The sequence below is a fragment of the Candidatus Polarisedimenticolia bacterium genome, from assembly GCA_036001465.1.
Taxonomy (GTDB): Bacteria; Acidobacteriota; Polarisedimenticolia; order Gp22-AA2; family Gp22-AA2; genus Gp22-AA3.
This window is the reverse complement of sequence record DASYUH010000066.1, coordinates 22,219-48,530: the sequence shown is the minus strand read 5'-3', so window position 1 is coordinate 48,530 and position 26,312 is coordinate 22,219. Positions and strand designations below refer to the sequence as shown.

Genomic DNA, 26,312 nt, shown 5'->3' with positions numbered 1-26,312 from the left:
TATAACGTCACCGACCATCACACGTCCGCGTGGAGAGCCCACCATGAAAACGTCCCGCCGTGCCGCCCCCCTGTGCCTCGCCCTGCTCGCCCTGGCGATCACGCCGCTGCCCGCGGCGCGGACGCAGAAGCCGCCGCTGCACGCCTCGCACTGGATCGCCATCACCGGGAAGCCCCTCGGGGCGACGGCCGGGGCGATGATGTTCCAGAAGGGGGGGAACGCGGTGGACGCCGCCTGCGCCATGCTCGGCGTCGTGACGACGATGTGGGACGTCCTGGCCTGGGGAGGGGAGACGCAGGCGCTCATCTACCATCCCGGCCTCAAGAAGGTGATCGGGATCGACGCGCTCGGCGTCGCCCCGACCGGCGCCACCGTCGAGTTCTACCGATCGAAGGGGATGCGCTTCCCTCCCGAGTACGGTCCCCTCTCGGCGATCACGCCGGGCACGCCGGGCGGGCTCCTGACCATGCTGGCCGAGTACGGCACGCTGTCCCTGGGCGAAGTCCTGGCGCCGGCCATCCAGATGGCCGACGGCTATCCGATCGAGGCGGAGACGGCGAACAGCATCGAGCGGTCGAAGGCGGAGATCAAGAAGTGGAAATACTCCAGCGCCGTCTTCCTGCCGCACGCGGGCGGGCCGCGCGAGGCGCCGGAGGCGGGCGAGATCTTCGCGCAGAAGGACCTCGCCGCGACGCTGCGCCGGCTCGTCGAGGCGGAGAGCGCGGCGCTCAAGAACGGCAAGAGCCGCAAGGAGGCGATCTACGCCGCCTACGACCGGTTCTACAAGGGGGACATCGCGCAGGAGCTGGTGCGCGGCGTCCAGGAGGAGGGCGGCCTCATCACGATGCGGGACCTGGCGGACTGGAAGGTGAGGATCGAGGAGCCCCTGAGCACCGACTACAAGGGGATCACCGTCTACAAGCTGCCGATCTGGCAGCAGGGCCCGGTCATGCTGCAGGCGCTCAACATCCTCGAGAACGCCGATCTCAAAGGAATGGGCTACAACTCCCCGAAATACATCCACGCCCTCTACCAGACGATGAACCTCGCCTTCGCCGACCGTGACTTCTATTACGGCGATCCGTACTTCCCGCCCGAGGAGCCGGTGAATGGGCTCCTCTCCAAGGAGTACGCCAGGGCGCGCTACGCGCAGATCGACTGGTCGGCGAACGACCCGAAGGTGAAGCCGGGCGACCCGTATCCCCACCAGGGGGGCACGAACCCGTTCCGGGATCTCCTGTCGCGCTGGACCGTCGAGCCGAAGCCGGATGCGACCCCGGCCCCGCGAGCGCAGCCGCCCGCGGGACGATCGGCGGCGGCGTTCGGCGAGCAGTTCTACCGCGGCACGACGTCGATCGAAGCCGCCGACGAGGCCGGATGGGTCGTGTCGGTGACCCCCAGCGGCGGCTGGATCCCGGCGGTCGTGGCCGGGCGGACCGGCGTGGGGCTCAGCCAGAGGGCGCAGATGTTCGCGACCCGCCCCGAGGACGGACCGTTCAACGTCATCGAGCCGGGGAAGCGCCCGCGCGTCACCCTCACGCCAACCCTGGCTCTGAAGGAGGGGCTCCCCTACCTCGCGATGGCCGTCCAGGGGGGCGACTCGCAGGACCAGAACCTGCTGCAGTTCTTCCTGGACATCGTCGAGTTCGGCATGACGCCGCAGGAGGCCTCCGAGGCGCCGAACATCAACAGCGAGCAGATGCGCTCGTCCTTCGGAGGCCACGAGGCGTATCCCGGCCGGATCCTGGTCGCGACCTCGACGCCCGGGAGCGTCCGCGGCGCGCTCAAGAAGATGGGATACACCATCACCACGGCCGAGCGCACCTCGGGGCCGATCAACGGCATCCTGTTCGACCGCAGGCACGGCACGATGTGGGGCGCCTCGAGCAACCACGGCGAGGACTACGGCATCGCCTGGTAAAAGGCGCAGGCCGGAACACGGAGGAGCGCGAGGCATGACGAAGGATCGATTCGCGATCGCCACGATCCTGGTCTGCGCCGCGGCCGCCGCGGGCCTCTCGGCCGCCGCCGACCAGACCGCGGACCGGCGGCTGAAGGGGCTCGACGCCTACATGGAGAAGGTCGTCAAGGACTGGAACGTCCCCGGCATCGGGGTCGGCGTGGTGGTCAAGGACCGGCTGGTCTTCGCCAAGGGGTACGGCTTCCGGGACTACGGCCGCAGGCTCCCGTTCACGCCGAAGACGACGGTCCCGATCGCCTCCAACACGAAGCTGTTCACCGCGGTGGCGGCGGGGCTTCTGGTCGAGGAGGGGAAGCTCGACTGGGATAAGCCGGTGCGCCAGTTCGTTCCGGGGATCCAGTTCTACAACGACGACCTGACCGCCACGGTGACGATCCGGGACATGCTGTCGCACCGGACCGGGATCACCCGCCACGACACCATCTGGTACAAGTCGGACTTCACCCGCCAGGAGCTCTACGAGCGGCTCAGGTATCTCGAGCCGTCGCAGCCGCTGCGGCAGACGTTTCTGTACAACAACATGATGTACGCCGGGTCCGGGCGCGTCGTCGAGCTGCTCTCGGGGACAACCTGGGAGGAGTTCGTGACGGAGCGCCTCCTGGCGCCTTTGGGGATGACCTCGACCGTGTTCACGATCGACGACATGGTGAAGCAGGCGGACCACGGCGTCCCGTTCACGGAGCGCCGGGACTCGTTCGAGCTGTACGAGATCCCCTACTATCGCGAGGCGGTCGGGATCGGGCCGGCGGGGGCCATCAACTCGAACCTCGAGGACATGTCGAAGTGGCTCATCGCGCTGGTGAACGACGGGAAGGGCGCCGGCCGAGCGGTGATCCCCCCGGCCGTCCTCAAGGCGACGCTGCAGCCCGCGATCGCGCTCCCGAACAGCCTGCTCGAGTCGCGCGGCTTCGGCGAGCTGCTCAATCCCGCTTACGGGACGGGGCGGTTCACCGCGTCCTACCGCGGCCACCTGCTCACCTACCACGGCGGCGACATCAACGGCTTCCATTCCCAGGTCTCGAGCATGCCGAACGACGGGCTCGGGGTCATCGTCCTGGTCATCGGCGATCATGCCGCCCCCCTCTACAACGTGGTCTCGTACAACATCTATGAACGGCTCCTGGGTCTCGACCCGACACCGTGGAGCGAGCGGAATCTGGCGATCCGCCTGAAAGGGAAAGAGGCCGGGAAGGAGGCCCGCGCCAAGGCGGGCGGCGAGCGGATTCCGGGGACGAAGCCGTCCCATCCTCTCGCGGACTATGCCGGCGAGTTCGGGCACCCGGCGTACGGCGTCCTGACGATTGTCCAGAAGGACGCCGGCCTGGGGTTCGACTTCCACAGGATCCGCCTGCCGCTCGATCACTTCCACTACGACCGCTTCGACTCTCCCGACGACGAGCAGGAGGGGAAATGGTCGGTGAATTTCTCCACCAGCCCCCAGGGGGAGATCGACAAGGCCCTGGTGTCGCTCGACGAGGCCGAGGTCACCTTCACCCGCCGGGTCCCCGCCGAGCTTTCGGCCGTGACGACGCTGCGGCAGTACGCCGGCACCTACGAGACGCCGACCGGCGCCCGGTTCGAGGTCGTCCTGAAGGAGGACGGCACGCTCGGTCTGGTCTTCCCCGGCCAGCCGTTCCAGGCGCTTCTCCCCTGGCGGCCGCATCGTTTCAGGGTCAAGGAATTCTCCGACGTCCAGTACGAGTTCGTGGTCTCGGGCGGGCGCGTCACCGAGCTCAGGCAGATCGACGCGTCCGGAACGTACACCTTCGTGAGACGCTAGGAGCCTGTCCGATGCGGTCCATCGCCGGCTCGATCCTGTGCGTCGCCCTGGCCGCGGGCCCGGCCATGGCCCAGGACGACCCGCACGCCGCCTGCGCGGTGCCCCCCTCGTACGTCCCGGCCGGCCTCCTCGAGCGGCCCGTGCCGCTCCGGAGCGGGATCGGCAATTCGCGCGAGACGGTCACCACGAAATCGAAGGAGGCCGGGGCCTACTACGACCAGGGGCTCAATTATCTCGAGTCGTACGTCTGGATCGAGGCGGGGCGATCGTTCCATCAGGCGCTCCGTCTCGATCCGGCCCTGGCGATGGCCCACGTCGGACTGAGCCGCGTCTACTCCGGGCTCGACAATCCCGATGCGGCCCGGCGCGCCTTCGACAAGGCGAGGGCGCCCGGCCCCGGAGTCTCCGAGCGCGAGCGCCGGCTCATCGACATCCGCGGGAAGCAGCTCGACGCGATGGACGACATCGAGGACGCGGGAAAGCTTCTCGCCTACAGGAAGGCGATCGACGACGCCCTGCCCTTCGATCTCGACAACCCGCAGCTCTGGCTCCTGCGCGGCAATGCCGAGGAGCCGAACGCCACGGGCCGGGGACAGCGCGGGACCTCGGGGTCGGTCGCCTTCTACGAGCGGGCCCTGAAGCTCGCCCCGGACTACGCCTCGGCCCACCATTTTCTCGTGCATGCCTACGAGACCATCGGCCGGATCGACCTGGCGCTGGCGCACGGCGAAGCCTACGCGCGCCTGGCCCCCGCCATTCCTCACGCGGCCCACATGTGGGGGCACGACCTGAGGCGGGTCGGCCGCATCGACGACGCCATCGTCCAGTTCAAGAAGACCGACGCCCTCGAGCGCGCCTACTACGAGGCGGAGCGGATCGATCCGTCCTTCGACTGGCACCACGGGCACAACCTCGACCTGCTCGCCACGTGCTACGAGCACAAGGGGCAGATGCGGCAGGCGGAGAAGACGATGCGCGAGGCGACGGCCCTCGCGCCGGTGGACGCCTATCGCGCCTTCAACATGCGCGAGTTCCCGAGCTTCCTGATCCACCGCGCCCGTTACGCCGAAGCGCTCGAGGCGGCGCGCGCCCTGGCGCGCACCCCGTACCCTCAGTCCCGGACGGTCGGCCAGGCGCTGGCGGGGCAGGCGCTCATCGGGCTCGGGCGTCTCGACGAGGCGGCCGCCGCCCTCGAGGCCGCGCGCCTCGAGCTCGAGGCGGTGCCGCGCATCACCCCGGGGATCGTGCCGCGCCGATCCGCCGTCGAGCCCTGGGTCGAGTCGCTCCGCGGGGAGCTCCTGCTCAGGACCGGCAAGGGAGCCGAAGGACGCGCGATTCTCCAGGACGTGCAGCGGGCGTTTCGCTCGATCCCGGGCCCCGATGCGTGGTCGCAGGCGCTCTTCCGCCTCGAATCGATTGCGCGCAGCGCCGTCGCGGCCGGCGACTGGGAGCTGGCGGAGTACACGGCGGGACAGATGCTCGATCACGACGCGGCGTACGGCGGAAGCCATTTCGCGATGGCGCTCGTGCTGCGTCACAACGGGGATGCGGCCGCCTCCGACCGGGAGCTTCAAGCCGCGCGGCGCTTCTGGCGCGACGCCGACCCCGATCTGCCCGAGCTGGCCCGGGCGGGCGGCTCGCCTGCCCGATGACGCTTAGGAGTGTGTCCGAGTATTGGGCCGGGCCCGGCCGAATACTCGGACACACTCCTGGGGCCAAATGCGGGGCTCTCGGCGTCCCCCTGGCGCTCCTGCTGGTCGGCTGCGCCTCCGCGCCCCCCGCGATCCGGCGCCTCGACGGCGCGGGGATCGATCCGTCGCAGGTCGATGCCGTCGTGACCCGCCTGATGCAGGCCGGAAGGGATCTTCAAGTATCTCGCCGACGCGCTCCTAGGCGAGACCTGCCTGCCGTGGTTCTGGGAAGGTTTCGTTCCCCACGACCGGCCCGAGCTGCGGCTGGCGGAGGCCCTGGAACGGCCGCACCCGCCCTGCGGACCCGTCCGCTGACCTTCCCCTTCGACATCGAGACGCCGTGGGCCGTCTCGAGGCGTTGTGCGATGACGTCCCATGCAAGCCCGGTGTCGAGGCGAACGCCGACCCAGCCCTGGGTCCCGACGTACGGCGGGACGAAGAAGTGATCCGGCTCCGCGGCGACCAGCGCCTCCTGGGCGACCGGCGGCGCAGCGCACCAGACGGCCAGCCGCCCGTCGCCATGATGATCGTCCACGAACATCGCGAACAGCCTGCCGCGGACGCGAAACGTCGGCGCGCCCCAGGCCTCCTTCTCGTGCGTTTCGGGCAGGGCGAGGCAGATCGTCCGGACGCGGGCCAGCGCGGCCCCCGCCACCGAGGGGGCGCCCCGCCTGGGACGTTCCGCCTTCACGCGCCTGTTCCTGGTCATGTACCGGGCCGCTTCTGGTATAGCATAGCGCGGTCACTTCGCGTGATCCCTCTCCCCACCTGCCTGGGGAAGGGCCCTTCGATTCCAGGTCACGAGTCCCCCATGATCGACACATGCAGGCTGGTTGTCGCCGCGTTCGCGGCGGTGTTCGCATGCACGCTCCCGGCTCCGGAGGCCGCCTCGCCGGACCCGGTCGACGCCGAGATCGCCCGCTGGTCCGCCTATCAGAGCGGCATGACCTCCACGGACGAGATGTGGAACCAGGTCAAGGAGGCGACCGGCCCGGCCATGGAGCGCACGGAAGAAGCCCTGCGCGACGGGCGGCGGCTCCTGGCGTTGCAGCGGCTCGCGGCCACGCGGGAGAACCTGTCGGCGTGGGAGTACCTCAGGACCCGCCCGCCCGGCCTGCGTACCGACGCCTCCGGGTTCGAGGCGGAGTGGGCCCGCATGGGGCGGGTGCTGCGCGACGATCTCCGCGGTCCCTCGCCGGCCTCGTTCGACGGCGTGCAGCCCGCGCTGGTGCGCGCCCTCGGCGAGGCGGTCCTCCACCAGGTGCGGGTCTATTACGACGCCAGTCTCGAGTACGGGCGGAGCACGACGCCGGACAGCGGTCTGTTCTACCTGGGAGCGGCGCAGGCGCAGCGGGAGTTCGCCGCATTCTGCCGCCAGATTGCGGCGCCGACCACCCGGAAAGCGCCGCCGGTGCGCGGACTGTCCGCCGAGATCGCCGCGCTGCAGCGCGATCTCCTGTCGGTGTACAAGCCGCCGGTCTCGATCGACCGGCACACGGAGTTCATCGTGGCGAGCGGCGTGCTGAAGGAGGCGCGGGAGCTGGACGAGGCCGGGCTGCGTTACGGCGCGCTGTTGCGCTACCTCGAGGCGGCGCGGCGATTCGCCCCCCTGCGCCCGGCCACGGCGCCGCCCGCGGACGCCGGCGCCCTGGAGGCGCGGCTCGGCGGGCTGGCCGCCCGCCTCGAGGCGGGCGGCATCGACCACAGCCTCGGGCGGCTTTTCTTCGAGGCAGCCCAGGCCGACATCGCGCACCCCGCCGCCGGGGCCGGTCCCGCCGTCGCGGCGGCGATCGCCGACGACGTGCTGCCGCGTTACTTCGCCGCCCTCGCGCCCGCGCGGCCGGCGAAGCGGGAGCCCGCCCCGCGCGTCACGGTGACGCTGGTGCGCTGGCCGTACACCTGAAACCTCTCCGACCCGGCAGGTCTGCTGGCGCAGGGCGTGGTTTCGGAATTCGACGGCAAGGTGCGTTTCGTGGAGGAGAATTACGGCGACTCGAAGCTGGCGAAGAGCCTCGGGGTGACCCGCTACCCCGCGATCTTCGTGGACGACGTGCTGGTCGCGACCCCGAGCGATTTCGGCTTCTACGGCAAGGGGGAGACGGAGGGGGGCGGCCGGTACACACCCTTCAAGAGCGCCGCCAGCCACGATCGCTTCCGTGCCGACCTGGCCCGGATGATCACCCTCATCCTCGAGGGCCGGAAGGAGAGCGCCCGCGCGCAGGCCGCTCCCGCGCAACCCGCGGCGCTGGCGGAGTTGCCGGATCTGGCCATCACGGATCTCGACGGGCGCGCCCTGACGCGCGCCGATCTCGCCGGACGCCCCGTTCTGGTGGAGTTCTGGGCGACCTGGTGCCCGCCCTGCCGGAGCACGCTCGGCTGGCTGGGCGAGCTGAAGCGGCGCCACGGCGACCGCCTGGAGGTGCTGGCCGTCGCGGTTCATTCCGAAGAGCCGGAGATCCGCAGGATCGCCGCCGACCTGAAGCTGCCGATCGTCTGGACGATCGGCACGCCGGATCTGGGCCGCGCCTTCGGCGACGTGAGCGCGGTCCCGACGCTGTTCCTGTTCGGCGGCGATGGACGGACCGTGGCGGCGTACTACGGCGCCCCGCCGACCCTGCACGCCGACGCCGAGGCGGCCCTCGCCCGGCTTCTCCGGTGACCGCGCGGGCGTGACGACCGCGGCGATCCCCCGGACGCGGGCCGGCACGATCGCCTGCGCGTCGCTCGCGCTGATCGCGTTCGCCGCCAATTCGATTCTCTGCAGGCGGGCGCTCGGCCGGGAGTCGATCGACCCCGCGACCTTCTCGACCATCCGGCTGGCCTGCGGGGCCGTCGCGCTGATGGTGTTCGCCCGCGTCCGCCGGAGCCGCACCTTCCCTCTCGGAGGAACATGGACGTCGGCCATCCTGCTCTTCCTGTACTCCGTCCCCTTCTCCTTCGCCTACCTGAGCCTGGGCGCCGGCACCGGGGCCCTCGTCCTGTTCGGATCGGTGCAGGCCACCATGATGGTGGCCGCGATTCGATCGGGCGAGCGGCCCCATCCGCTGCAATGGCTCGGCCTGGCGCTCGCGCTGGGCGGCCTGGTGTACCTCGTGTTCCCGGGCCTGCGGGCGCCGTCCGCCGCGGGGTCGGCGCTCATGGCGATCGCCGGGATGTCCTGGGGGATCTATTCCCTGCGGGGCCGGGGCACGGCCAACCCGCTGCTCGAGACCGCCGGCAACTTCACGCGCGCCGTGCCGCCGGCGCTCCTGGTCAGCCTCGTCCTCCTCCGCCAGGTCCACGTCACGCCGGCCGGGGCGCTTCTCGCGATCGCCTCCGGCGTCCTGGCGTCCGGCGGCGGCTACGTCCTCTGGTATGCCGCCCTGACCGGGCTCACCGCCACCCGCGCCGCCTTCGTCCAGCTTCCGGTCCCGGTTCTGACCGCCGTCGCCGGCGTCGTCTTCCTCTCCGAGACCGTATCGCTCCGTCTCGCCCTGGCTTCGATCCTGATCCTGGGCGGCGTCGCCCTGGCGCTTCTCGGCCGCGAGAGGCTGAGGCACCCCGGGGTGTCCCTACACGGGGCGTCCCGATCCTTGTGACCCTCGGACGATTGCGTTATCATGCGGGCTCGAACCCGAACCGCATGGCCACGCACGTTCCAGGAGGAGTCTCCCAGGGCGCCAGGACCGGCCTCCCCGGCCGTCCGGCAGTCGACCTGCGTCGCGCCCGGGCGATCGGCCTCGCCGGCGTCGCTCTTCTGTCGATCACCGCCTTTCGGCCCGCCTGGTCCGAGGAGCTCAGCAAGTTCGAGCGCGAGCGGGCCAGGATGATGCTCCGGATCGTCCGGGACGACCTCGAGAAGTTTTACTACAGCACCGAGTACCATGGACTCCGTCTCGACGAGGCCTTCCAGACCGCCGGCGACAAGATCGCCCAGGCGACTTCGATCTCGCAGCTGTTCGCGGCGGTGGCCCGTCCCCTGCTGCAGCTCGACGACTCGCATACCTCGTTCATCCCCCCCGGGAGGGCCGCGCAGGTGCAGTTCGGATGGCGCATGCAGGCGATCGGCGATCGCTGCTATGTCACGGCCGTCCAGGAAGGGACCGACGGCGCCGTGAAGGGGCTGAAGCGGGGGGATCTTCTTGTCTCCCTCGACGGGCATCCGGCGACGCGAAAGAGCGCCTGGGGCCTGAGCTACGTCTACCGGGTCCTCTCGCCCCGCGTCTCGATACCGCTTGTCGTCCAGAGCCCGGACGGCCCGGAGCGCAAGATTGATTTCGAGGCCAAGATCGAGGAGAAGAACCGGGTCATGCGCCTGACGAAATCGGGAGACCTCGGTGACTACATCCGAGAGCTGCAGGACGAGGCGTACCTGGCGCGACATCGCTTCATGGAATTTGGCGACGACCTCGTGATCTGGAAGATGCCCGCCTTCGATCTGGACGCCGCCGAGATCGAGGTCAGCATGAAGAAGGTCAGGGCCCGCAAGGCGACCATCCTTGACCTCCGCGGCAACGGCGGAGGCGCCGTCGAGACGCTCGAGAGACTGGTGGGCGCGTTCGCGGGAGACGACGTGCCGATCGGAGACGTCAAGAGCCGGGAGAGGATGAAGCCCGTGGCGGCGAGAAAGGCGGGGGACGTCTACAAGGGAACGCTGGTCGTGCTCGTCGATGGCGGATCCGCCTCGGCTTCTGAGCTGTTCGCGCGTGTGATGCAGCTGACGGGACGGGCCAAGGTCCTCGGCGACCGGACCGCCGGTGCCGTGATGATGTCGCGAACCTACAGCCACATGATCGGCGACAACTCGGGAATCTTCTTCGGGGCGAGCATCACGATCGCGGACATCATCATGGCCGACGGGAAGAGCCTCGAAAAAACCGGCGTCACGCCGGACGAGGTCCTCCTTCCCACCGGGGCGGACCTGGCGGCCGGGCGCGACCCCGTGATGTCACGCGCGGCGTCGCTCTGCGGCGTCACGATCGATCCCGTGAAGGCGGGCACATTTTTCCCCATCGAGTGGAAGAGGTGACACGATGGTCGACGTGACGGTGAAGCGCTTCGACGAGCTCGAGAGCTATCACGGCCAGTTCCTCTACGCCGGCCGGGGTCTCGGCGTGACGGCCTGGGGGATGAACCTCCTCAAGCTGCCCTCCGGCTGGCCGGACTACCCGGACCACGATCACGCGAAGGACGGCCAGGAAGAGGTCTACGTCGTGCTCGAGGGCAACGGGAAGCTCGTCGCCGGCGGGGAGACCTGGGATCTCGTGCCGGGCACCCTGGCGCGCGTGGGCGCAGGGCAGAAGAGAAAGATCACCCCCGGCCCGCGCGGCGTGACGATCCTCGCCCTTGGGGGCACTCCCGGCAAGGCGTACGAGCCGCCGCAGCGCCGCGGGTAAGACCCGCCGCATGAGTCTCGCCAGCGGATACCGGCGGCAGGCGGTCTGGCGCGCCTGGCCGCGCATCTTCGAGGCCCTGCCCCCTCTCGGCGGGCAGACCGTCCTGGACCTCGGCTGCGGGGTGGGGGATCAGGCGGCGGAGCTCGAGGCCCGGGGCGCGCGTGTGATCGGCGTCGACGGGAACGAGGAGCTCCTGAGCCGGGCGCGGGCGAGGCGCCTCGCGGGCGCGGAGTTTCATCGAAGCAATCTGCAAACCCTCTCCGGCCTCGACGTCACGGCGGACGGCATCTGGTCCAGCTTCGCCGCCGCCTATTTCCCCGATCTGCCCCCGGTCCTCGCGTCCTGGCGGAGACGTCTAAGGCCCGGCGGCTGGATCGCGCTCACCGAGATCGACAACCTGTTCGGGCACGAGCCGCTCGGCGACCGCACCCGATCGCTCCTCGAGGCCTACGCCGCCGACGCGTTTGCCGCGGGCCGCTATGACTTTCACATGGGCGGAAGGCTGCCGAGCCATCTGAAGACGTCCGGATTCACGGTGACCCGGGAGTTCACTGTCGAGGACCTGGAGCTTTCGTTCGCGGGACCGGCCCGGGCGGACGTCCTCGAAGCCTGGAGCTCCCGTTTCGAGCGGATGCCTCTCCTCCGGGATTTCTGCGGACCCGAGTTCGAGCCGCTCCGGCGGGATTTCCTGGACTGCCTGGCGCGCGCGGATCACCGCTCCCTGGCGACGGTTCGATCCTGCATGGCCGCCCGCTAGACGGCCGCGCCGCGACATCCACGCCCGATCTTCGGTGGATCGATGCGGCCCCCTCGGGTAGACTCCGCCAATGAACACGCTGATGCCGCCGCCGGCCGAGATGGAGCGGGCCTACCTCCGGCGGGACGCTTCCTACAACGGCGTTTTCTTCCTGGGCGTGCGCACGACCGGGATCTTCTGCCGGCCGACCTGCCCGGCGCGAAAACCGCTCCCGAAGAACGTCGAGTACTTCGCGAGCGCCGGGCGCGCGCTCGCCGCCGGCTACCGCCCCTGCAGGCGGTGCCTCCCCCTGGCGCTGGACGACCAGCCGGCCTGGGCCGCCGAGCTGATCGCGGCGGTCGAGGACCATCCGTCGAAGCGGCTGTCCGAGGCCGACCTGCGCTTCCGGGGTGTCGACCCGGGGACGGTGAGGCGCTATTTCCTCAGCCGCTATGGCATGACCTTCCACGCCTACGCGCGCTCCCGGCGGCTGACCGGCGCCCTGAGCTTCATCCGGGAGGGGGGGGAGATCGACGACGCCGTGTACGAGAGCGGCTACGATTCGCACAGCGGGTTTCGCGAGGCGTTCGCCCGGGCGTTCGGCAGCCCGCCCGGCGCTTCCCGCGAGAAGGAGTGCGTGCTCCTCGCCTGGATGAAGAGCCCCCTCGGCCCCCTGGTGGCCGGAGCGACGGCCGCGGGCGTCTGCCTGGTCGAGTACACCGACCGGAGGATGCTCGAGGCGCAGATCGGCTCCGTGCGCCGGGTGTTCGGGGCGCCGGTCATCCCCGGTTCGAACGCGCACCTGGATCGGCTCCAGGAGGAGATGGCCTCGTATTTCGCCGGTTCGCTGCGCCGGTTCTCGGTTCCGCTGACCTATCCCGGGACCCCCTTTCAGGGGCGGGTCTGGACGCAGCTGCTCGCCGTCCCGTACGGGGAGACGCGCTCCTACGAAGAGATGGCGGCCGCGGTGGGACAGCCCCGGGCGGTCCGCGCGGTGGGGCGGGCGAACGGCCTCAATCGCATTGCCATCGTGATCCCGTGCCACCGCATCGTGAACAAGGACGGACACCTGTGCGGCTACGGCGGCGGCCTGTGGCGGAAGCAGTATCTGCTCGATCTGGAAAGGAGGAGATCATGATCATCGGCGCGCATTCGATCATTTACAGCAAGGACCCCGACGCCGACCGCGCCATGCTGCGCGACGTGCTCGGGCTGCCGCACGTCGACGTGGGCGACGGCTGGCTGATCTTCGGGCTGCCGCCGGCGGAGGTGGCGGTCCATCCTTCCGACGAGAACGACGTTCACGAGTTCTTCCTGATGTGCGACGACGTCAAGGCGCTGACCGCGGACATGAAGAAGCAGGGGATCGCCTGCGCTCCGGTGCAGAGCCTGGGATGGGGGCTGCTCACGCAGATTCCGCTCCCGGGCGGCGGGAAGATCGGCGTCTACCAGCCGCGGCACGCTCGTCCGGGCTCGATGAGCCCGAAGAAGAAGACGCGGGCGCCGGCGCGGCGCGCCGGGGGACAGCCGGCCCCCCGGAAGCGTCCATCAAGATAGCCCACCCTCCCCTGTCCGCCATTTGCCCGTGCCCGAAATCTGCGCTACGGTAGGTGGGGGCTCAATTCAACTGGGCGGGTCGCTTGTCCCGCCGGGGAGGTCAACTTGAACTGGAAAAACTTCGCCATCGCGCTCGCCGCTCTTGCCGTGTTCTCCGTGCCGGCCCACGCAGGCAGCTTCGGTCTCTACGGATCGTACTGGGACTCCGACCAGGCGGACAGCAGCAAGGGGGGCGGGGTCCGCGCAGGATTCAACTTCGTCAAGTATCTCGAGCTCGACTTTCACGGCACCTACTATCCGAGTTTCTCGACCGACGTCCAGGGACAGATGGTCGACGTCAAGGCCAAGCCGGTGGAAGGCGGCCTGCGCGTCAACCTGCTCCCGGGCGGGCCGATCAATCCGTATGTCGGGGCGGGCGTCTCCTACTTCTTCCTCGACACCGACCAGGGGGAGATCGACAACCAGAGCGGGATCTACGGGCAGGCCGGACTGGAGTTCGGCGGCGAAGGCTCCCGCTTCTTCGTCGAGGCGCTGTGGAGAAAGATGGACACCACCATCACGCTCGCGGCGTTCGATCGGGACACCCAGTTCGACGGGCTGGCCGCCAACGCCGGGTTCACCTGGCGGTGGGGAAACTAGGAGCCTGTCCCGGTCTCTGGTCCTCTCCAGGGGTTGGGGCGTCCTGACGGATCGCGAGCTCGTGGCGCACGCCCGCGCATTGGCCGCCGACCCGCGCTTCAGGCCGCATTTCCACCAGCTCTGCGATTTCGTCGACGTAACGGACGTGCAGGTCAAGGTCTTCCGGGACATCGACCCGGCCCTCGAATGGCTCGCGGTGGCGGACGCGAAAGCGGAATTGCTTCGAGCCCTTTCCGCTGCGCCGTCTCTCGATGACGCCCGGCGGGAGTAGAATAACCGCACCATGTCGGGTGCCTACACCATCGATGCGGCTCGATCCCTGGCCCTGTCCCGCGGCTGGGGCGTCCTGACGGGAGCCGAGCTGATCCGGCATGCGCGCCTGCTGGCCGCGGATCGCGCCCTTCCCGACACGGATTGATCGCCGGGCCTTCGAACGTGAAGCCCGGACAGCGGCGGGTGGTCGTGGTCGGCGCGGGCGCGGCCGGCACGATGGCGGCGATCTTCGCCGCCACGTCGGGCGCGGAGACCCTCCTGCTCGAGCGCACACGGGACGGCGGCCGCAAGATCCTGATCAGCGGCGGCGGCCGGTGCAACATCCTGCCGGCGCGGGTCGAGGAATCCCGCTTCGTGACCGATTCCCCTCCTCACCTCCTGCGCAAGATGGTCCGCTCCTGGCCTCTCCGGGAACAGATCGTCTTCTTCGAGAGGGAGATGGGGATCCCGCTCGTCGAGGAGCAGGAGTCGGCCAAGCTCTTCCCTGCTTCGAACCGCGCCCGGGACGTGCGGGACGGGCTCCTGGAGCTCGCGGGCCGCCGTGGCGCGACCGTGCTGACCGGCACGACGGTCACCGATTTCACGCCGATTGCGGACGGCTGGCGGATCGAACGGGAGGGGGCGCCGCCGCTCGTGGCGGACGCCGTCGTGGTGGCCACGGGCGGTCTCTCCGTCCCTTCCACCGGCAGCGACGGGCTCGGCCTGAGGGTCGCCGGACGGCTCGGGCATGCCGTGCACCCGACCTACGCGGCTCTCACGCCTCTCACCGCGGACCCGGCCCCCTTCGCGTCCCTGGCGGGGGTCTCGGTGGAGGTCACGCTCTGCGCCCGCGGCTCCGGCCGGGAGGCGGCCGCGGCCGGCGGGTTCCTGTTCACGCACAAGGGGTACAGCGGACCGGCGGTGCTCGATATTTCCCACGTCGCGGTGCGATCCCGCGAAGGAAACGGGCCCCGGGCTCGCCTCGAGGTCCGCTGGTGCCGGCTCGATGCGCGGGAGTGGGAGCAGGCCCTCCGCCCCCGGGGCGCCCGGACCGTGGCGGGGGCGCTCCGCGCCGAGCTTCCCGAGCGCCTGGCCACCGCCCTGCTCGTGGCGGCCGGGGTCGAGCCCGCGCGGCCGCTCGCGGACCTGCGCCGCGCCGAGCGGCTTCGCCTCATCGACACGCTCGTCCGGGGGGACCTGCCGTGGACGGCCGACGAAGGGTATCGCAAGGCCGAGGTGACCGGCGGCGGCGTGAGCCTCGCCGAGATCGATCCGCGCACCCTGGAGAGCCGACGGCATCCGGGCCTCTTCCTCTGCGGCGAGATGCTCGACGCGTTCGGCCCGATCGGCGGCTACAACTTCCTCTGGGCGTGGGCGACGGGACGGGCCGCCGGCCTCGGCGCCGCGGGGACCGATGGTTTCCGGACGTCACGGTCGTGACATAATCCGCGCATGGATTTCCGCTGGTACGAGAGCTTCTTCCAGGGCGTCGTCGTCGAGATGTGGCGCAAGGCGATGCCGCCGGAGCAGACGCGTCTCGAAGCCGATTTCCTGGCGCGCGCCCTGAGGCTGCAGCCCGGGGATCGGGTGCTCGACGTGCCATGCGGCGCCGGCCGGCACGCCCTCGAGCTGGCCTCGCGGGGCTTCGCCGTGACCGGCGTCGATCTCTCGAAAGAACAGATCGACCTGGCGCGCGCGGGCGCCGCCTCCTCCGGCCTGAACGTCGACTGGCGGCAGGCCGACATGCGGGACCTTCCCTGGCGCTCCGAGTTCGATGCCGCCTGCTGTTTCGGAAACAGCTTCGGGTACATCGAACCTGCGGGGCTCCGGGAGTTCGTCGGGGCGATCTCACGGGCGCTGAAGCCGGGCGCCCGCTTCGTTCTCGACAGCGGAATGACCGCGGAATCGATCCTCCCCAATCTCGTCGAGCGGGAATGGTCGAAAGTCGACGACATCCTGTTTCTCGAGGAGAACCGCTATCACGCCGTGGACGGGTGTCTCGAGACGACCTACACGTTCGTGCGCCGGGGCGAGACCCACACGAGGACCGGCCTGCACTGGGTGTACACGCTCCGGGAGATCCGCGCGCTCCTCTCGGAGGCGGGGCTGATCGCCGAGGATCCTGTCAGCTCTCTGGACGGCGCGCCGTTCCAGGCCGGGTCGCGCTACCTCATCCTGGTCTCCGCCAAAGCCTGAGCACGGGAGAGGCTCCTAGCCCGCCGGCTGGATGGCGAAGGCGATTCGCCGGTGCGCCTCCCGCAGGGCCGCCTCGACCCGCGCCGGACTGGCTGCGCGCGCGAAGATGAACCCCAGATAGGACGACCCCTCCGGAAGCGGCACCAGCGGCTTGCCGAGGGTCGCGCTGATCGTGATGTCCTCGATCCCCCCGACGTTCCGGGCTTCCTGAAGGCCCGAGACGCCGCGCAGGATTCCGGCGCGCGGAATCGGGATCATCATGACCCCGGCGGGCCGCGACTCCCGCCGGAGCCGGGTCACGTCCCGGCCCAGGGCGTGCATCAGGACGACCTCCTCGAGCGACAGGCCGGTCGAGAAGCGCAGGGTGCGCGAGCAGAGCCCGCCGATGGAACGCGCCGCCAGCTCGATGAGCCAGGGGCCGCGCTCGTTCAGGCGAAGCTCGGCGTGCACGGGTCCCGTCCTCAGGCCGAGGGTGCGGGCGGCCCGGGCCGTCAGGGCCTCGATCGCCTTTCGGCTCCCGGCCGGCAGCCGGGACGGGGTCACGTAGAGCGTCTCCTCGAAGAAGGGACCGTCGAGCGGATCCGGCTTATCGAACAGCGCCAGGACCTTGAGGCGCCCTCGGATGAGCAGCCCTTCCAGGGCGACCTCGACGCCGGGGATGAACTCCTCCACCAGGATCAGTCGGGCGGCGTCCTGCCCCTTCTCGGCGACGTCGGGATCGCCGAGCAGAGCGGCAATGCGCCGGAAGGCGGCGACGAACTGGTCCGGGCCGTCGGCGCGGATGACGCCGCGGCTGGCGGCCAGGAACGTCGGCTTGAGGACGCAGGGAAACGTCTGCCGCCGGGCGGCCGCCGCAGGATCGTCCTCCAGGGTCATGAGGTCGTAGGGCGGCGTCCGGACGCCGCCGGCGTGCAGGATGCGGCGCAGGCTGTCCTTGCGCCGCGCCGCGCGCGCGGCCTCGGGCGGGTTGTGGGGCAGGCCGAGCCGGGCGGACGCGGCGGCCGCCACGACCGCGCTCTCGTCGTCGGTCGGGACGATGGCCGCCAGGGGATGTGAGGCGGCGAAGGCGACGATCTGGGAGGCGGCGGTCGCCGGATCGCGCCGGTCGAGCGTCACACCGCGTGCCGGCTGCAGGTCCTGGAGCGCCTGCCTCCGGTCGGAGCCGACGACGGTCTCGACGCCGAGCCGCTCCGCGGCCTGGATGAAGTCGCGCGCGCGATAGGTGGTCGCGGGCAGGAGCAGGAGCACGCGCGTGGGAGGGGCGGCGACCGATCGCGTCCGCCGCGCCGTGCGTTGCGATCGACCGGGCACGGTCGCTCCCGTCAGGCCCGATCGTCCATCGGAATGTAGTCGCGGCGGGGCGCGCCCGTGTACACCTGGCGCGGACGGGCGATCTTCTGCTCGGAGTCGAGGAGCATCTCCTCCCACTGGGCCAGCCAGCCGCAGGTGCGCGGGATGGCGAACAGGACGGGGAAGGTCTCCACGGGGAAGCCCATGCTCTGGTAGATGAGCCCGGAGTAGAAGTCGACGTTCGGGTAGAGCTTGCGGCTGACGAAGTAGTCGTCCTGCAGCGCGATGCGCTCGAGCTCGAGGGCGATGTCGAGCAGGGGGTTGCGCCCGGTGACTTCGAACACCTGGTCGGCGATCTGCTTGATGATGCGGGCCCGCGGGTCGTAATTCTTGTAGACGCGGTGGCCGAAGCCCATCAGGCGCGTCTGTCCCTGCTTGACCCGGTGGATGTAGTCCGGCACCCGATCCTTCGACCCGATCTCCTTCAGCATGCGCAGGACCATCTCGTTCGCCCCGCCATGCAGCGGCCCGTACAGCGCCGCGACCCCGGCCGCCACGGCCGAATACGGGTCGGGGTGCGACGAGCCCACGGCGCGCATGGCGAGCGTCGAGCAGTTCTGCTCGTGGTCCGCGTGCAGGACGAACAGCACGTCCAGGGCGCGCTCCAGGACCGGGTTCGGGCGGTACTTCGACTCGGCCATCCGGAACAGCATGTTCAGGAAGTTGCCGGTGTACGACAGGTCGTTGTCGGGGTAGACGAACGGCAGCCCGACGCTGGCGCGGTAGGCGAACGCCGCAAGGGTCGGCATCTTGGCGATCAGCCTCACCATCTGATTGCGCCTCGCCACCGGGTCGAAGATGCTGCTCGCCTCCCGGTAGAAGGTCGACAGCGCCGCGACCGCGCTGACCATGATTCCCATCGGATGGGCGTCGTAGCGGAACGCCTCGATGAAGCGCTTCATGGTCTCGTGCAGGAAGGTGTGGTGCGTGATGGAGTGGACCCACGCCTCGTGCTGCTTCCGGTTCGGCAGCTCGCCGTTCAGGATGAGATAGGCGACCTCGAGGTAGGTGCTGTGCTCGGCCAGCTCCTCGATTGGGTACCCGCGGTAGTTGAGGATCCCCCTGTCCCCATCGATCATCGTGATCCGGCTTCTGCAGAGTGCCGTGTTCGTGAAGGCCGGGTCGTAGGACATGAGGCCGAAGTCGTCTTCGGAGGTCCTGATATCGCGCAGGGCCATGGCCTTGATGGTGCCGGTCTCGATCGGCACTTCGTACGACTTGCCCGTGCGGTTGTCGGTGATGGTCAGAGACTCACGTCGGGCCGGCTGGCTGCCGGTCGAGACCTTGCTCACCGGAGCTTCCTGGGCGCCGGGGCTGCTGCCTGAACGGGGCAAGGGGGATGTCCTCCGCAATCGGGTGCGCTCGGCGGTCGCTGCACACCTAAGGATAACTCAGGACAGGGTGGGCCCGGCGGCGTCAACCCGGATGTTTTCCTCCTGGCCCGCCACGCCGGCGGCGGCCCGGACGCCTGGCGGCTCCGGCCGGCCCGGGCCGGCCGGCCTCGCCGGGCCTGCCGGCCCCTGCGGCCGCGCCCGCGGCGTCCGGGTCCGCGGCCTGCTCCGCGGCCACACCCCGGCGGAGCGCCTTGATCAGGTGCCGCATGTCGCGCGGCAGCGACGATTCGAACTCGACGCGCTGGCCGGTGACCGGATGGACGAAGCGCAGCGTCCTGGCGTGCAGCGCGGTCCGCCCGATGAGGGACGTGCGCCGGCCGTAGCTGCGGTCGCCGATGAGAGAATGGCCGGCCTCGGCCAGGTGGACCCGGATCTGATTCCTGCGGCCGGTGCGCAGGCGTACCGACAGGACCGTGGCCCCGGGCAGACGCTCGGTCACGGTGTATTCGGTGATCGCCTCTTTGCCTTCTCCAGGGCGGCGGGTGGAGTGCACCTTGAGGCTCCTCGGGTCCTCGACGAGATGGCTTTCGAACCGTCCTTCGTCCGGCTCGACCCGGCCCTTCGCCACCGCGGTGTAGATCCTCTCGATGGTCCGGGTCTTGAATTGGGCCTCGAGCGCCTCGAAGGCGCGCCGCGAGCGGGCGAACAGCAGCAGACCGCTGGTGTCCCAGTCGAGGCGATGCAGGGCGTAAAGGGCCGGTCGGCGGACTCCCCTGTCGCGCTCGGACTCGAGGAGCCTCTCGACCAGGCTGTCCTCGTCCTCGCGCAGGGGCGTCGGGACGCTCAGGAGCCGGGGCTGCTTCTCGACGACGAGGAGCTCGCGCTCCTGGTGGATGATCCGGTACCCCTCGCCGGGCCGGGGCGGGGGTTGCGGGCGGTAGCGGCGGGAGGAATCGACCTGGATCTCGTAGCGCTCGCCGGCGGCGACGCGGCGCGCGTACTCGCCGGGGCCGATCGGTCTCGAGGCGCGGTCTCGGCCGCCGGCCGGCAGCCTGACCGATCCGGCGTCGATGAGCCCCCGCGCCTCGCTGTGGCTGAAGCCTCCCCGATCGTGCAGAATGGCCTGCAGGGTCCGGCCGGCGTCCTCCGGGGCGACCTCGAGGACCAGGCTCCTCAACCGGCGAACGATCCGAGCGCCTTCGCCTCGTCCTGGAAGATCTCGAAGATCAGGTGCAGGGAGAGCATCGACAGAACGTTGTAGACGGTCTGCGTCGGCATCAGGAGCTTCACGTCCCCCTTCTTCTCGACGTAGCGTTTCTTGGCCGCGACCAGCTCGCCGATGCCCGCGCTGTCCACGTAATCGACCGACTTGAGATTGACGATGAGGCGGGTGTTCCCTTCCTCCAGGAGCCCCTTGACCGACTTGTCGAGCGATTCGACCGCCTCGCCCAGCGTCAGCTTCCCCTTGATGTCGAGTATCCGGACCTTGCCAGCTTCCCTGACCTTCAAGCTCATGCTCCCCCCTCAGGCGTGACAGCCGCGGGCATCGCGGTGGAGGCCATTCTAAGCCATCGGGTATGAAAATGCCCTACGACCGTGGAGGCCAGCGTCCGGCTAGGAGGCGCTGAATCGGAGCTCTGTCCTTCCGCGGACAGCCTGAGGGCCTCCTCCCGCCGGACGCCTCGGCTAAGTTGCTGACCTGTCAGGCAGTCTGCTCGCCCGATCGGGCGTTTTCGCTCTGGCACGATCCTTTCTATACGCGCGTCCGTCCGCGTCGACGGAGGCTCGCTTGTTCATTCCACCGCGCTGCCCGTTTGCCCCCTGCACCGCCCGGCTCGACCCCGCCGCGCCGTTCTTCCATCGCGACGGACTCTACTACCCGCGCTGCCGTGCCCATCCGGTGCAGCGCTTCCGCTGCCGGCTCTGCCGCCGCCGATTCTCCCGGCAGTCCTTCCGGGCCGACCGCAATCAGAAGAAGCCTCACCTCAATGCGCCCTTCCTGCGCCTGATGCTCGCCTGCGTGGCACTGCGCCAGGCCGCCCGCGTCCTGGGCGTCGCCCGCCGCACCGTCGAGCACCGCTTCCTCTGGCTGGCCCGCCATGCCGCCCGGTTCCACGCCAACCGCCTGGAGTCCCTGCAGGGACCGTTCATGCTCGACGAGCTGGAGACCTTCGAGGGAAACCGCTTCCAGCCGGTGACCGTCCCCGTGCTCATCGAGCCGCGCAGCTTCTTCCTCATCGCCTCGGAGGCGGGGCCGCTCCGGCGCAAGGGACGCATGACCCCGACGCAGCGGCGCAGGAGGGCCGAGCACGAGGCACGTTACGGCCGGCGTCCCTCGCAATCGGCCGCCGCCGTGCGGGCGGTCCTCCTGCGCCTGCGGCGCTGCGTGGCCACCGGCGGCGCGGTGGTCCTGCATTCCGACCGGAAGCCCCTCTACGAGCGCCTGGGCCGGCGGCTGTTCGGACGACGATTCATCTGGGCGCCGCATTCCGCATCGACGCGGCGGGACCGGACGAACCCGCTCTTCCCCATCAATCACACCAATGCCCGGCTGCGGCACTTCCTGGCCCGCCTGCGGCGTCGCAGCTGGTGCGTCAGCAAACGCCGGCTGCGCCTGCAGCAACACCTGGAGATTGCCTCGTTATGGGTGAACTACTGCCGGCCGATCACCAACCGGACCGGCACCACCCCGGCACAGGCGCTGGGCCTGGCGTCCAGGCGCTACCGCGAAGAAGAGGTCCTCGCCTGGAGAGAGAACTGGGGCAGGCTCCCGGTTGCCCCCTGACTCAGCCGCCAGCCACCTCCACGGTTCTCGGGCATTTTCCCATCGGGTACACTCTGGGCCATGAGAGACGGAGGGCGGTCCCTGGAAGCCGGCCTGGCGCCCGCGGTCCTCCTGCTCGCCCTGGCGGCCGCGAGCGCCGCCTGCCCGGGAAGCGTCCCCGCCGGCCACGCGGCAGGCGGATCTCCCCCCGCCGCGCCGGTCCCCGCCATGGCGGCGGCCGGCCCGGAGGCGTTCGCCGCGAGCGCTCTCTGGGACGACGGGCGCGCCGAGATCGACGCCTATGAGGCCTCGGTGCGCCGCTATGGCGCGCCGCGCCGGCTGACCGCCTATCTGATCGTCGTGAAGGAGGACTTTTCGAAACGGCAGATGGTGAAGGCGGACCCCGGACACGACCCTGCCGACCTCTTCCCTGTCCTGAAGCTGAACCATGTCATCAACTACCAGACCGGGATCTACAGCTATCATCAGATGGCCTCGGCGTTCTTCGACCGGGGCACCATGGAGCTGGTGAAGCTGTCGCTCACCTCCAACGAGTGGTGCGGCAACACCTACAAGGAATACACGCGGCGGGCCGGCGGTCGCGCGCTGCACGTGCATACGTATTGGGACGGCCAGGCGGAGGCGACCTACGGAATTCCGGCCGGAGAGGACGTCGTCTTCTACGACGCGCTCCCCCTGTGGATCCGATCGCTGCCCCAGGCGCCGGGAACGGCCCTCCCCCTCCGGATCGTGCCGTCCCAGATCGACAGCCGGGGCGCGCCACCCGAGGTCCGGCCCGCGACCCTGAAGGCGGCCGCCGAGGAGCGGGTGCAGGTTCCGGCCGGAGCGTTCCGCGCCCTGCGCTGGGAGCTGCAGGCTACCGAGGGGCCGCCCGAGCTCTTCTGGACCTCGCGCGACTACCCGTACGTCCTCGTGGCGTGGGATCGCCCGGACGGGAGCGGCTACCGCCTGAAGTGGACGCAGCGGCTGGCCTACTGGACCCTCAACCACCCGGGGGACGAGAGGTATCTGGAGGGGCCGGAACCTGGTGCGCCGCGGCGATCTCCGCCAGGGAGATCGGATCGCCCAGGCGGGCGATCTCCGCGGGGCGGCCCACCACGATGAGGCCATCCCCCGGCTTCAGCTCGGTGTTCGGGTCGGGCATGATGCGGCGCTCCCGGCCGCCGGGGAGGGCCCGCTTCAGCTCGATGATGTTCACTCCGAAGCGCTGGCGGGCGCCCAGCTCGCGCAACGTCATCCCGGGGAAGGACTCGGGCAGCATGACCATGGCGACGACGTATTCGCCCGGCAGCTCGACGAAGGTCGTCTGGGGGCGCTCGCCCGGCCCGCGGCGATCGAAGCGCGCCAGGCGGGCCTCCTTGTGCAGGACTTCCTGGCTGTAGACCGCGATGATGTCCCCCGCCGACAGCTCCCCCACCAAGCGGCGCGATTCCGGCGAGTCGACGACCGGGAGCCGATCGCGGCTGACCTGCTTCCAGCGGCCGATCGCCACGGACAGGAGATCGCCCTCGCGCAGCACCGGCACGTCCGTGTACATGACGTCCCGGGCGCGCAGCGTCTGCGCCGCCTCGGGATTGCGCAGGGGCTCGGAGAGGTCCCCCAGCGTGATCGCTCCCAGCAGGCGGCCGTCCTCGCCGACGACGAACAGCTCCTTCCGGCCCTCCTCGAGCAGCCGCTTCATGACCACCCCCACGCTCTCCAGCTCGTTCACCGGAGCGCAGGCCGAGCGCATGAGATCGCGCACCTGGATGGTGTCCATGACCAGCTCCTCCATCCTGCCGCCCAGCCGGACGCCGCGCTCGATCAGGGACTCGGTGTAGATCGACTCGCGGTGCAGGAGCCGTGACACGACCACCGCACCGGTGCAGGCGACCATGAGCGGCAGGATGACCTCGTAATCGCCGGTCAGCTCGAAGATGATCATGATCGAGGTGAGGGGCACCTGCGTGGTCCCCGCGATCATCGCCCCCATCCCGACCAGGGCGTAGGCGCCCGGGACCGAGGTCGCGAGCGGGAACGACTCGTGGCACCAGGCGCCGTAGACGTACCCGAGCGTCGACCCGATGAACAGGGTCGGCGTGAACAGGCCCCCCGAGCCGCCCGACCCCGCGGTGAGGGCGGTCGCCGCGAGCTTCAGGAGCGGCAGCACGATCACGAGACTGAGCGGCACCACACCGTCGTCGAGCAGGACGTGGTTCGTGGTGTCGTAGCCGTTGCCGAACACGTGCGGAACGAAGGCGCCGATCAGGCCGAGCAGCGCGAACCCCGCCACCGGCTTCGCCCATTCCGGAAGCGGCAGCCGCTTGAAGCCCTTCTCCGCGCCACGGAGCGCCAGGATGAACAGCGAGGAGGCGACGCCGATGAGGATCCCCATCAAGAGGTAGTGCCAGAGCTCCCAGCCGCTGGTCAGGGTGCTGTAGTCGGGCGGGTGGTACGCCGGATAGGCGCTGATCAGATGGCGCGAGATGACCGTGCCGATGGCCGCGGCGACGACGATCGGGCCGAAGCTTTCCAGGGCGAAGTTGCCGAGAATCACCTCGAGCGCGAACAGCGCCCCGCCGATCGGCGCGTTGTAGGCGGCCGCGATGCCGGCCGCGGCCCCGCAGCCGAGCAGGATGTTCAGCCGGTTGCCGGCGAGGTGGAAGCGCCGGCCGAGGACCGAGCCGAGGGCCGCGCCGACGCGGATCAGCGGTCCCTCGCGCCCGAGCGAGCCGCCGGTCCCGACCGTGATGATGGTCGCGGCCGCCTTCAGGAGGCTCCGGCCGAGATGCAGGACTCCGCCCCGCTGCGCCACCGCCTCGATGAGGGCGGTCGTGCCGTGCCCGCCGACCGGCTCGCGGGTCATGAAGACGATGAGCCCGATCATCGCCCCGCCCAGGGTCGGGACGAGGAAGCGGTGCCACAGCGGCAGGGCCAGGGCGTGCTCGAGGATTTCGTGACGCGAGCCCCAGAAGAGCCCCTGGAAGAGCCCGAGCAGGCGGATGAGCGCCACGGAGGCGAGTCCGGTCACGACCCCGGTCAGGGGCACCAGGAGGAGGAACCGCTTCTCCCCGGGCGGGCGGTGGAGCAGCGAGACGAAGGGGCGCCAGTCGGCGAACATCCGCAGACGGGTCAGTCGCCGCTCCTCCATGCATCCTCCCGGGTCATTGTAATTCCTTGGCTCGGACGATGCCCGTCGTCTCTGTTAGAATGACGGGCCTTCGCGGAGCCTCGGACCGTCCCGATGACATCCCCCGACAGCCGCTCCGGCCGAGCCGCCGGGCACGCCCCCTCGTCCATCTTGAAGATGGCCGCGCCGCTCATCCTGTCCTTCCAGATGCGATCGCTGTTCACCTTCGTGGACCTGGCGTTCGCCGCCACTCTCGGGGACGCGGCCATCGCCGCGGTCGGCGGCCTGTCGTTCCCCTACGAGATTCTGATGATCGCCTGCTGGGTGGGGCTGTCCACCGGCTTGACGGCGAACCTGTCGCAGGCGATGGGGCGCCGGCAGGGAGCGCGCATCGAGCAGATCCTCGCGGTGTCGCGCCGCACCGTCTGGACGCTGGTGCCGGTGTTCTCGGCGATCGCCCTGTACATCTATTTCGGCGCCTACCGGATGGGGCTCGACCCCGCCCTGGCGCGGCAGTTCTCGATCTACGGCTCCGTGCTCATCGGCGGCTCGGCCTTCACCTCGTTCTGGTCGATCATCCCCGATTCCATCATCAAGGCGCACCACGACACCCGCTCCACGATGTGGGCCGGCATCTGGTCGAATCTGATCAACGTCGGCCTGAACGCCATCTTCCTGTTCGTCTTCCACTGGGGCGTGTTCGGGATCGCCCTGTCGACCGTCCTGGGCAGGCTCGGCGGGCTGGTGTACGCGCTGCGCAAGGCCGCGGCGCACGAGGCGGCGCGGCAGGCGAGCGGCCTCGACAGCGACCCGGCCCGGGACCCGGCTCCCCTGCGCTCGCTGATGTCGCTCGCCGTGCCGGCGGTCCTGACCTACGGGTTGATGGCGGTGGAGACGGCCCTGGTCAACTGGCTCCTGGCCCGCCAGCCGGGGGCCACCGAGTCGATCGCGGCCTACGGGATCTTCTCGCGCGTCCTGCAGTTCGCCGCCATGCCGATCATCGCCTCGGCCGTCGCGGTCCTGCCGTTCGTGGCGCGGCGCTTCGGAGAAGGGGCCATCGAGGCGATCAGGAAGGGGATGCGTCAGATCACGCTGGCGGCGGCCCTCTACTGCGTCGCCGTGGTGACTCCGGCGCTCCTCCTGGGCGGCCCGCGCCTCGCCCGCGCCCTGGCCGAGTCGGCGCGCACCGCCGAGCTGGCCACCGTCGCCTTGCGTTTCTGTCCGCTGGCCTGCCTCGTCATGGTTCCATTCGTCCTGTGCCGGCCGGCGTTCGAAGGCCTGCAGCGCGGCCGGCCCGGATTGACCATGGCGGTCTTCCGCTACCTCCTCCTGACGATCCCCTGCGCCTTCCTGGGGATGAGGGCGGCGGCCGCCCTCTCGGTGGAGCCGCTCTACGGTCTCCTGGGCGGGCTCGTCATCGCCTCCTCGGTGTCGTCGAGCGTGTTTCTGACCTGGCTCGGGCGCTCCCTGCGCCGGCTCGAGGGGCCGGGGGCGGGCACGAACTCCGCCTGACGGGCTGGACTACGG

Annotated in this window: 24 protein-coding genes; 18 read left to right on the top strand and 6 right to left on the bottom strand. The window is 70.1% G+C overall.

What is annotated here, in order from left to right:
• Nucleotides 1-43 precede the first annotated feature (43 nt).
• From VGV60_13130 to VGV60_13120, 3 genes are read left to right on the top strand one after another with little or no spacing between them, the layout of a single operon-like run.
• Nucleotides 44-1,921, top strand: a complete 1,878-nt coding sequence (locus tag VGV60_13130; protein ID HEV8702209.1) for a gamma-glutamyltransferase — start codon at nucleotides 44-46, stop codon at nucleotides 1,919-1,921.
• Nucleotides 1,922-1,955: 34 nt separating this feature from the next.
• On the top strand, nucleotides 1,956-3,761 hold the full coding sequence (locus tag VGV60_13125; protein ID HEV8702208.1) for a serine hydrolase: 1,806 nt from the start codon (nucleotides 1,956-1,958) through the stop codon (nucleotides 3,759-3,761).
• 11 nt (nucleotides 3,762-3,772) lie between these two features.
• Complete coding sequence (locus VGV60_13120; protein HEV8702207.1) at nucleotides 3,773-5,413, top strand: hypothetical protein; 1,641 nt, start codon at nucleotides 3,773-3,775, stop codon at nucleotides 5,411-5,413.
• A gap of 214 nt (nucleotides 5,414-5,627) precedes the next feature.
• On the opposite strand, the gene VGV60_13115 is transcribed toward VGV60_13120, so the two are convergent.
• Nucleotides 5,628-6,161 (bottom strand): MmcQ/YjbR family DNA-binding protein, encoded by a 534-nt coding sequence (locus tag VGV60_13115; GenBank protein ID HEV8702206.1) that lies wholly within the window; start codon nucleotides 6,159-6,161, stop codon nucleotides 5,628-5,630.
• Between the two features lie 102 nt (nucleotides 6,162-6,263).
• On the opposite strand from VGV60_13115, the gene VGV60_13110 reads away from it, so the two are divergent.
• From VGV60_13110 to VGV60_13050, 13 genes are all read left to right on the top strand, one after another.
• Entirely contained in the window at nucleotides 6,264-7,355 is a 1,092-nt protein-coding gene (locus tag VGV60_13110; protein HEV8702205.1) for a hypothetical protein, read from the top strand.
• A gap of 36 nt (nucleotides 7,356-7,391) precedes the next feature.
• Nucleotides 7,392-8,111, top strand: a complete 720-nt coding sequence (locus VGV60_13105) for a TlpA disulfide reductase family protein (GenBank protein ID HEV8702204.1) — start codon at nucleotides 7,392-7,394, stop codon at nucleotides 8,109-8,111.
• 10 nt (nucleotides 8,112-8,121) lie between these two features.
• A complete protein-coding gene (locus VGV60_13100; GenBank protein ID HEV8702203.1) occupies nucleotides 8,122-9,030 on the top strand; it encodes a DMT family transporter in 909 nt (302 codons plus the stop codon).
• Nucleotides 9,031-9,074: 44 nt separating this feature from the next.
• Nucleotides 9,075-10,460, top strand: a complete 1,386-nt coding sequence (locus VGV60_13095) for a S41 family peptidase (protein HEV8702202.1) — start codon at nucleotides 9,075-9,077, stop codon at nucleotides 10,458-10,460.
• 4 nt (nucleotides 10,461-10,464) lie between these two features.
• The gene (locus VGV60_13090) at nucleotides 10,465-10,827 is read left to right on the top strand and encodes a hypothetical protein (GenBank protein ID HEV8702201.1); all 363 of its coding nucleotides are present in this window, start codon (nucleotides 10,465-10,467) and stop codon (nucleotides 10,825-10,827) included.
• Nucleotides 10,828-10,837: 10 nt separating this feature from the next.
• The gene (locus VGV60_13085; protein HEV8702200.1) at nucleotides 10,838-11,584 is read left to right on the top strand and encodes a class I SAM-dependent methyltransferase; all 747 of its coding nucleotides are present in this window, start codon (nucleotides 10,838-10,840) and stop codon (nucleotides 11,582-11,584) included.
• Nucleotides 11,585-11,654: 70 nt separating this feature from the next.
• Nucleotides 11,655-12,701 (top strand): methylated-DNA--[protein]-cysteine S-methyltransferase, encoded by a 1,047-nt coding sequence (locus VGV60_13080; protein ID HEV8702199.1) that lies wholly within the window; start codon nucleotides 11,655-11,657, stop codon nucleotides 12,699-12,701.
• Nucleotides 12,698-13,120, top strand: coding sequence for an extradiol dioxygenase (locus VGV60_13075; protein ID HEV8702198.1), 423 nt, complete (start codon nucleotides 12,698-12,700; stop codon nucleotides 13,118-13,120). Before VGV60_13080 ends, VGV60_13075 begins: the two co-directional genes overlap by 4 nt.
• A gap of 105 nt (nucleotides 13,121-13,225) precedes the next feature.
• A complete protein-coding gene (locus VGV60_13070) occupies nucleotides 13,226-13,759 on the top strand; it encodes an outer membrane beta-barrel protein (protein ID HEV8702197.1) in 534 nt (177 codons plus the stop codon).
• 61 nt (nucleotides 13,760-13,820) lie between these two features.
• Entirely contained in the window at nucleotides 13,821-14,030 is a 210-nt protein-coding gene (locus tag VGV60_13065) for a hypothetical protein (protein HEV8702196.1), read from the top strand.
• 12 nt (nucleotides 14,031-14,042) lie between these two features.
• Nucleotides 14,043-14,177: a hypothetical protein gene (locus tag VGV60_13060; GenBank protein ID HEV8702195.1), complete on the top strand. Its 135-nt coding sequence runs from the start codon at nucleotides 14,043-14,045 to the stop codon at nucleotides 14,175-14,177.
• A 17-nt stretch (nucleotides 14,178-14,194) separates the two neighbouring features.
• The gene (locus tag VGV60_13055; GenBank protein ID HEV8702194.1) at nucleotides 14,195-15,451 is read left to right on the top strand and encodes an aminoacetone oxidase family FAD-binding enzyme; all 1,257 of its coding nucleotides are present in this window, start codon (nucleotides 14,195-14,197) and stop codon (nucleotides 15,449-15,451) included.
• 12 nt (nucleotides 15,452-15,463) lie between these two features.
• Nucleotides 15,464-16,207 carry a class I SAM-dependent methyltransferase gene (locus tag VGV60_13050; protein ID HEV8702193.1) on the top strand — a complete coding sequence of 248 codons (744 nt, stop codon included), beginning with the start codon at nucleotides 15,464-15,466 and terminating at the stop codon, nucleotides 16,205-16,207.
• Between the two features lie 15 nt (nucleotides 16,208-16,222).
• Here the strand turns inward: VGV60_13050 and VGV60_13045 are convergent, their stop codons facing one another.
• The 4 genes from VGV60_13045 to VGV60_13030 form a co-directional block, all read right to left on the bottom strand.
• Nucleotides 16,223-17,518, bottom strand: coding sequence for an ATP-grasp domain-containing protein (locus VGV60_13045; protein HEV8702192.1), 1,296 nt, complete (start codon nucleotides 17,516-17,518; stop codon nucleotides 16,223-16,225).
• An 11-nt stretch (nucleotides 17,519-17,529) separates the two neighbouring features.
• Nucleotides 17,530-18,849 carry a citrate synthase gene (locus VGV60_13040; GenBank protein ID HEV8702191.1) on the bottom strand — a complete coding sequence of 440 codons (1,320 nt, stop codon included), beginning with the start codon at nucleotides 18,847-18,849 and terminating at the stop codon, nucleotides 17,530-17,532.
• Nucleotides 18,850-18,973: 124 nt separating this feature from the next.
• The gene (locus VGV60_13035; GenBank protein ID HEV8702190.1) at nucleotides 18,974-20,068 is read right to left on the bottom strand and encodes an RluA family pseudouridine synthase; all 1,095 of its coding nucleotides are present in this window, start codon (nucleotides 20,066-20,068) and stop codon (nucleotides 18,974-18,976) included.
• Nucleotides 20,065-20,406 (bottom strand): STAS domain-containing protein, encoded by a 342-nt coding sequence (locus VGV60_13030; GenBank protein ID HEV8702189.1) that lies wholly within the window; start codon nucleotides 20,404-20,406, stop codon nucleotides 20,065-20,067. The genes VGV60_13035 and VGV60_13030 overlap by 4 nt, the downstream gene beginning before the upstream one ends.
• A 274-nt stretch (nucleotides 20,407-20,680) precedes the next feature.
• Between VGV60_13030 and VGV60_13025 the strand changes: the two genes are divergently transcribed.
• Nucleotides 20,681-21,676: a hypothetical protein gene (locus VGV60_13025; GenBank protein HEV8702188.1), complete on the top strand. Its 996-nt coding sequence runs from the start codon at nucleotides 20,681-20,683 to the stop codon at nucleotides 21,674-21,676.
• Nucleotides 21,677-22,658: 982 nt separating this feature from the next.
• On the opposite strand, the gene VGV60_13020 is transcribed toward VGV60_13025, so the two are convergent.
• Nucleotides 22,659-24,806, bottom strand: a complete 2,148-nt coding sequence (locus VGV60_13020) for a chloride channel protein (GenBank protein HEV8702187.1) — start codon at nucleotides 24,804-24,806, stop codon at nucleotides 22,659-22,661.
• A 93-nt stretch (nucleotides 24,807-24,899) separates the two neighbouring features.
• Between VGV60_13020 and VGV60_13015 the strand changes: the two genes are divergently transcribed.
• Nucleotides 24,900-26,297 carry an MATE family efflux transporter gene (locus tag VGV60_13015; protein ID HEV8702186.1) on the top strand — a complete coding sequence of 466 codons (1,398 nt, stop codon included), beginning with the start codon at nucleotides 24,900-24,902 and terminating at the stop codon, nucleotides 26,295-26,297.
• Nucleotides 26,298-26,312 lie beyond the last annotated feature (15 nt).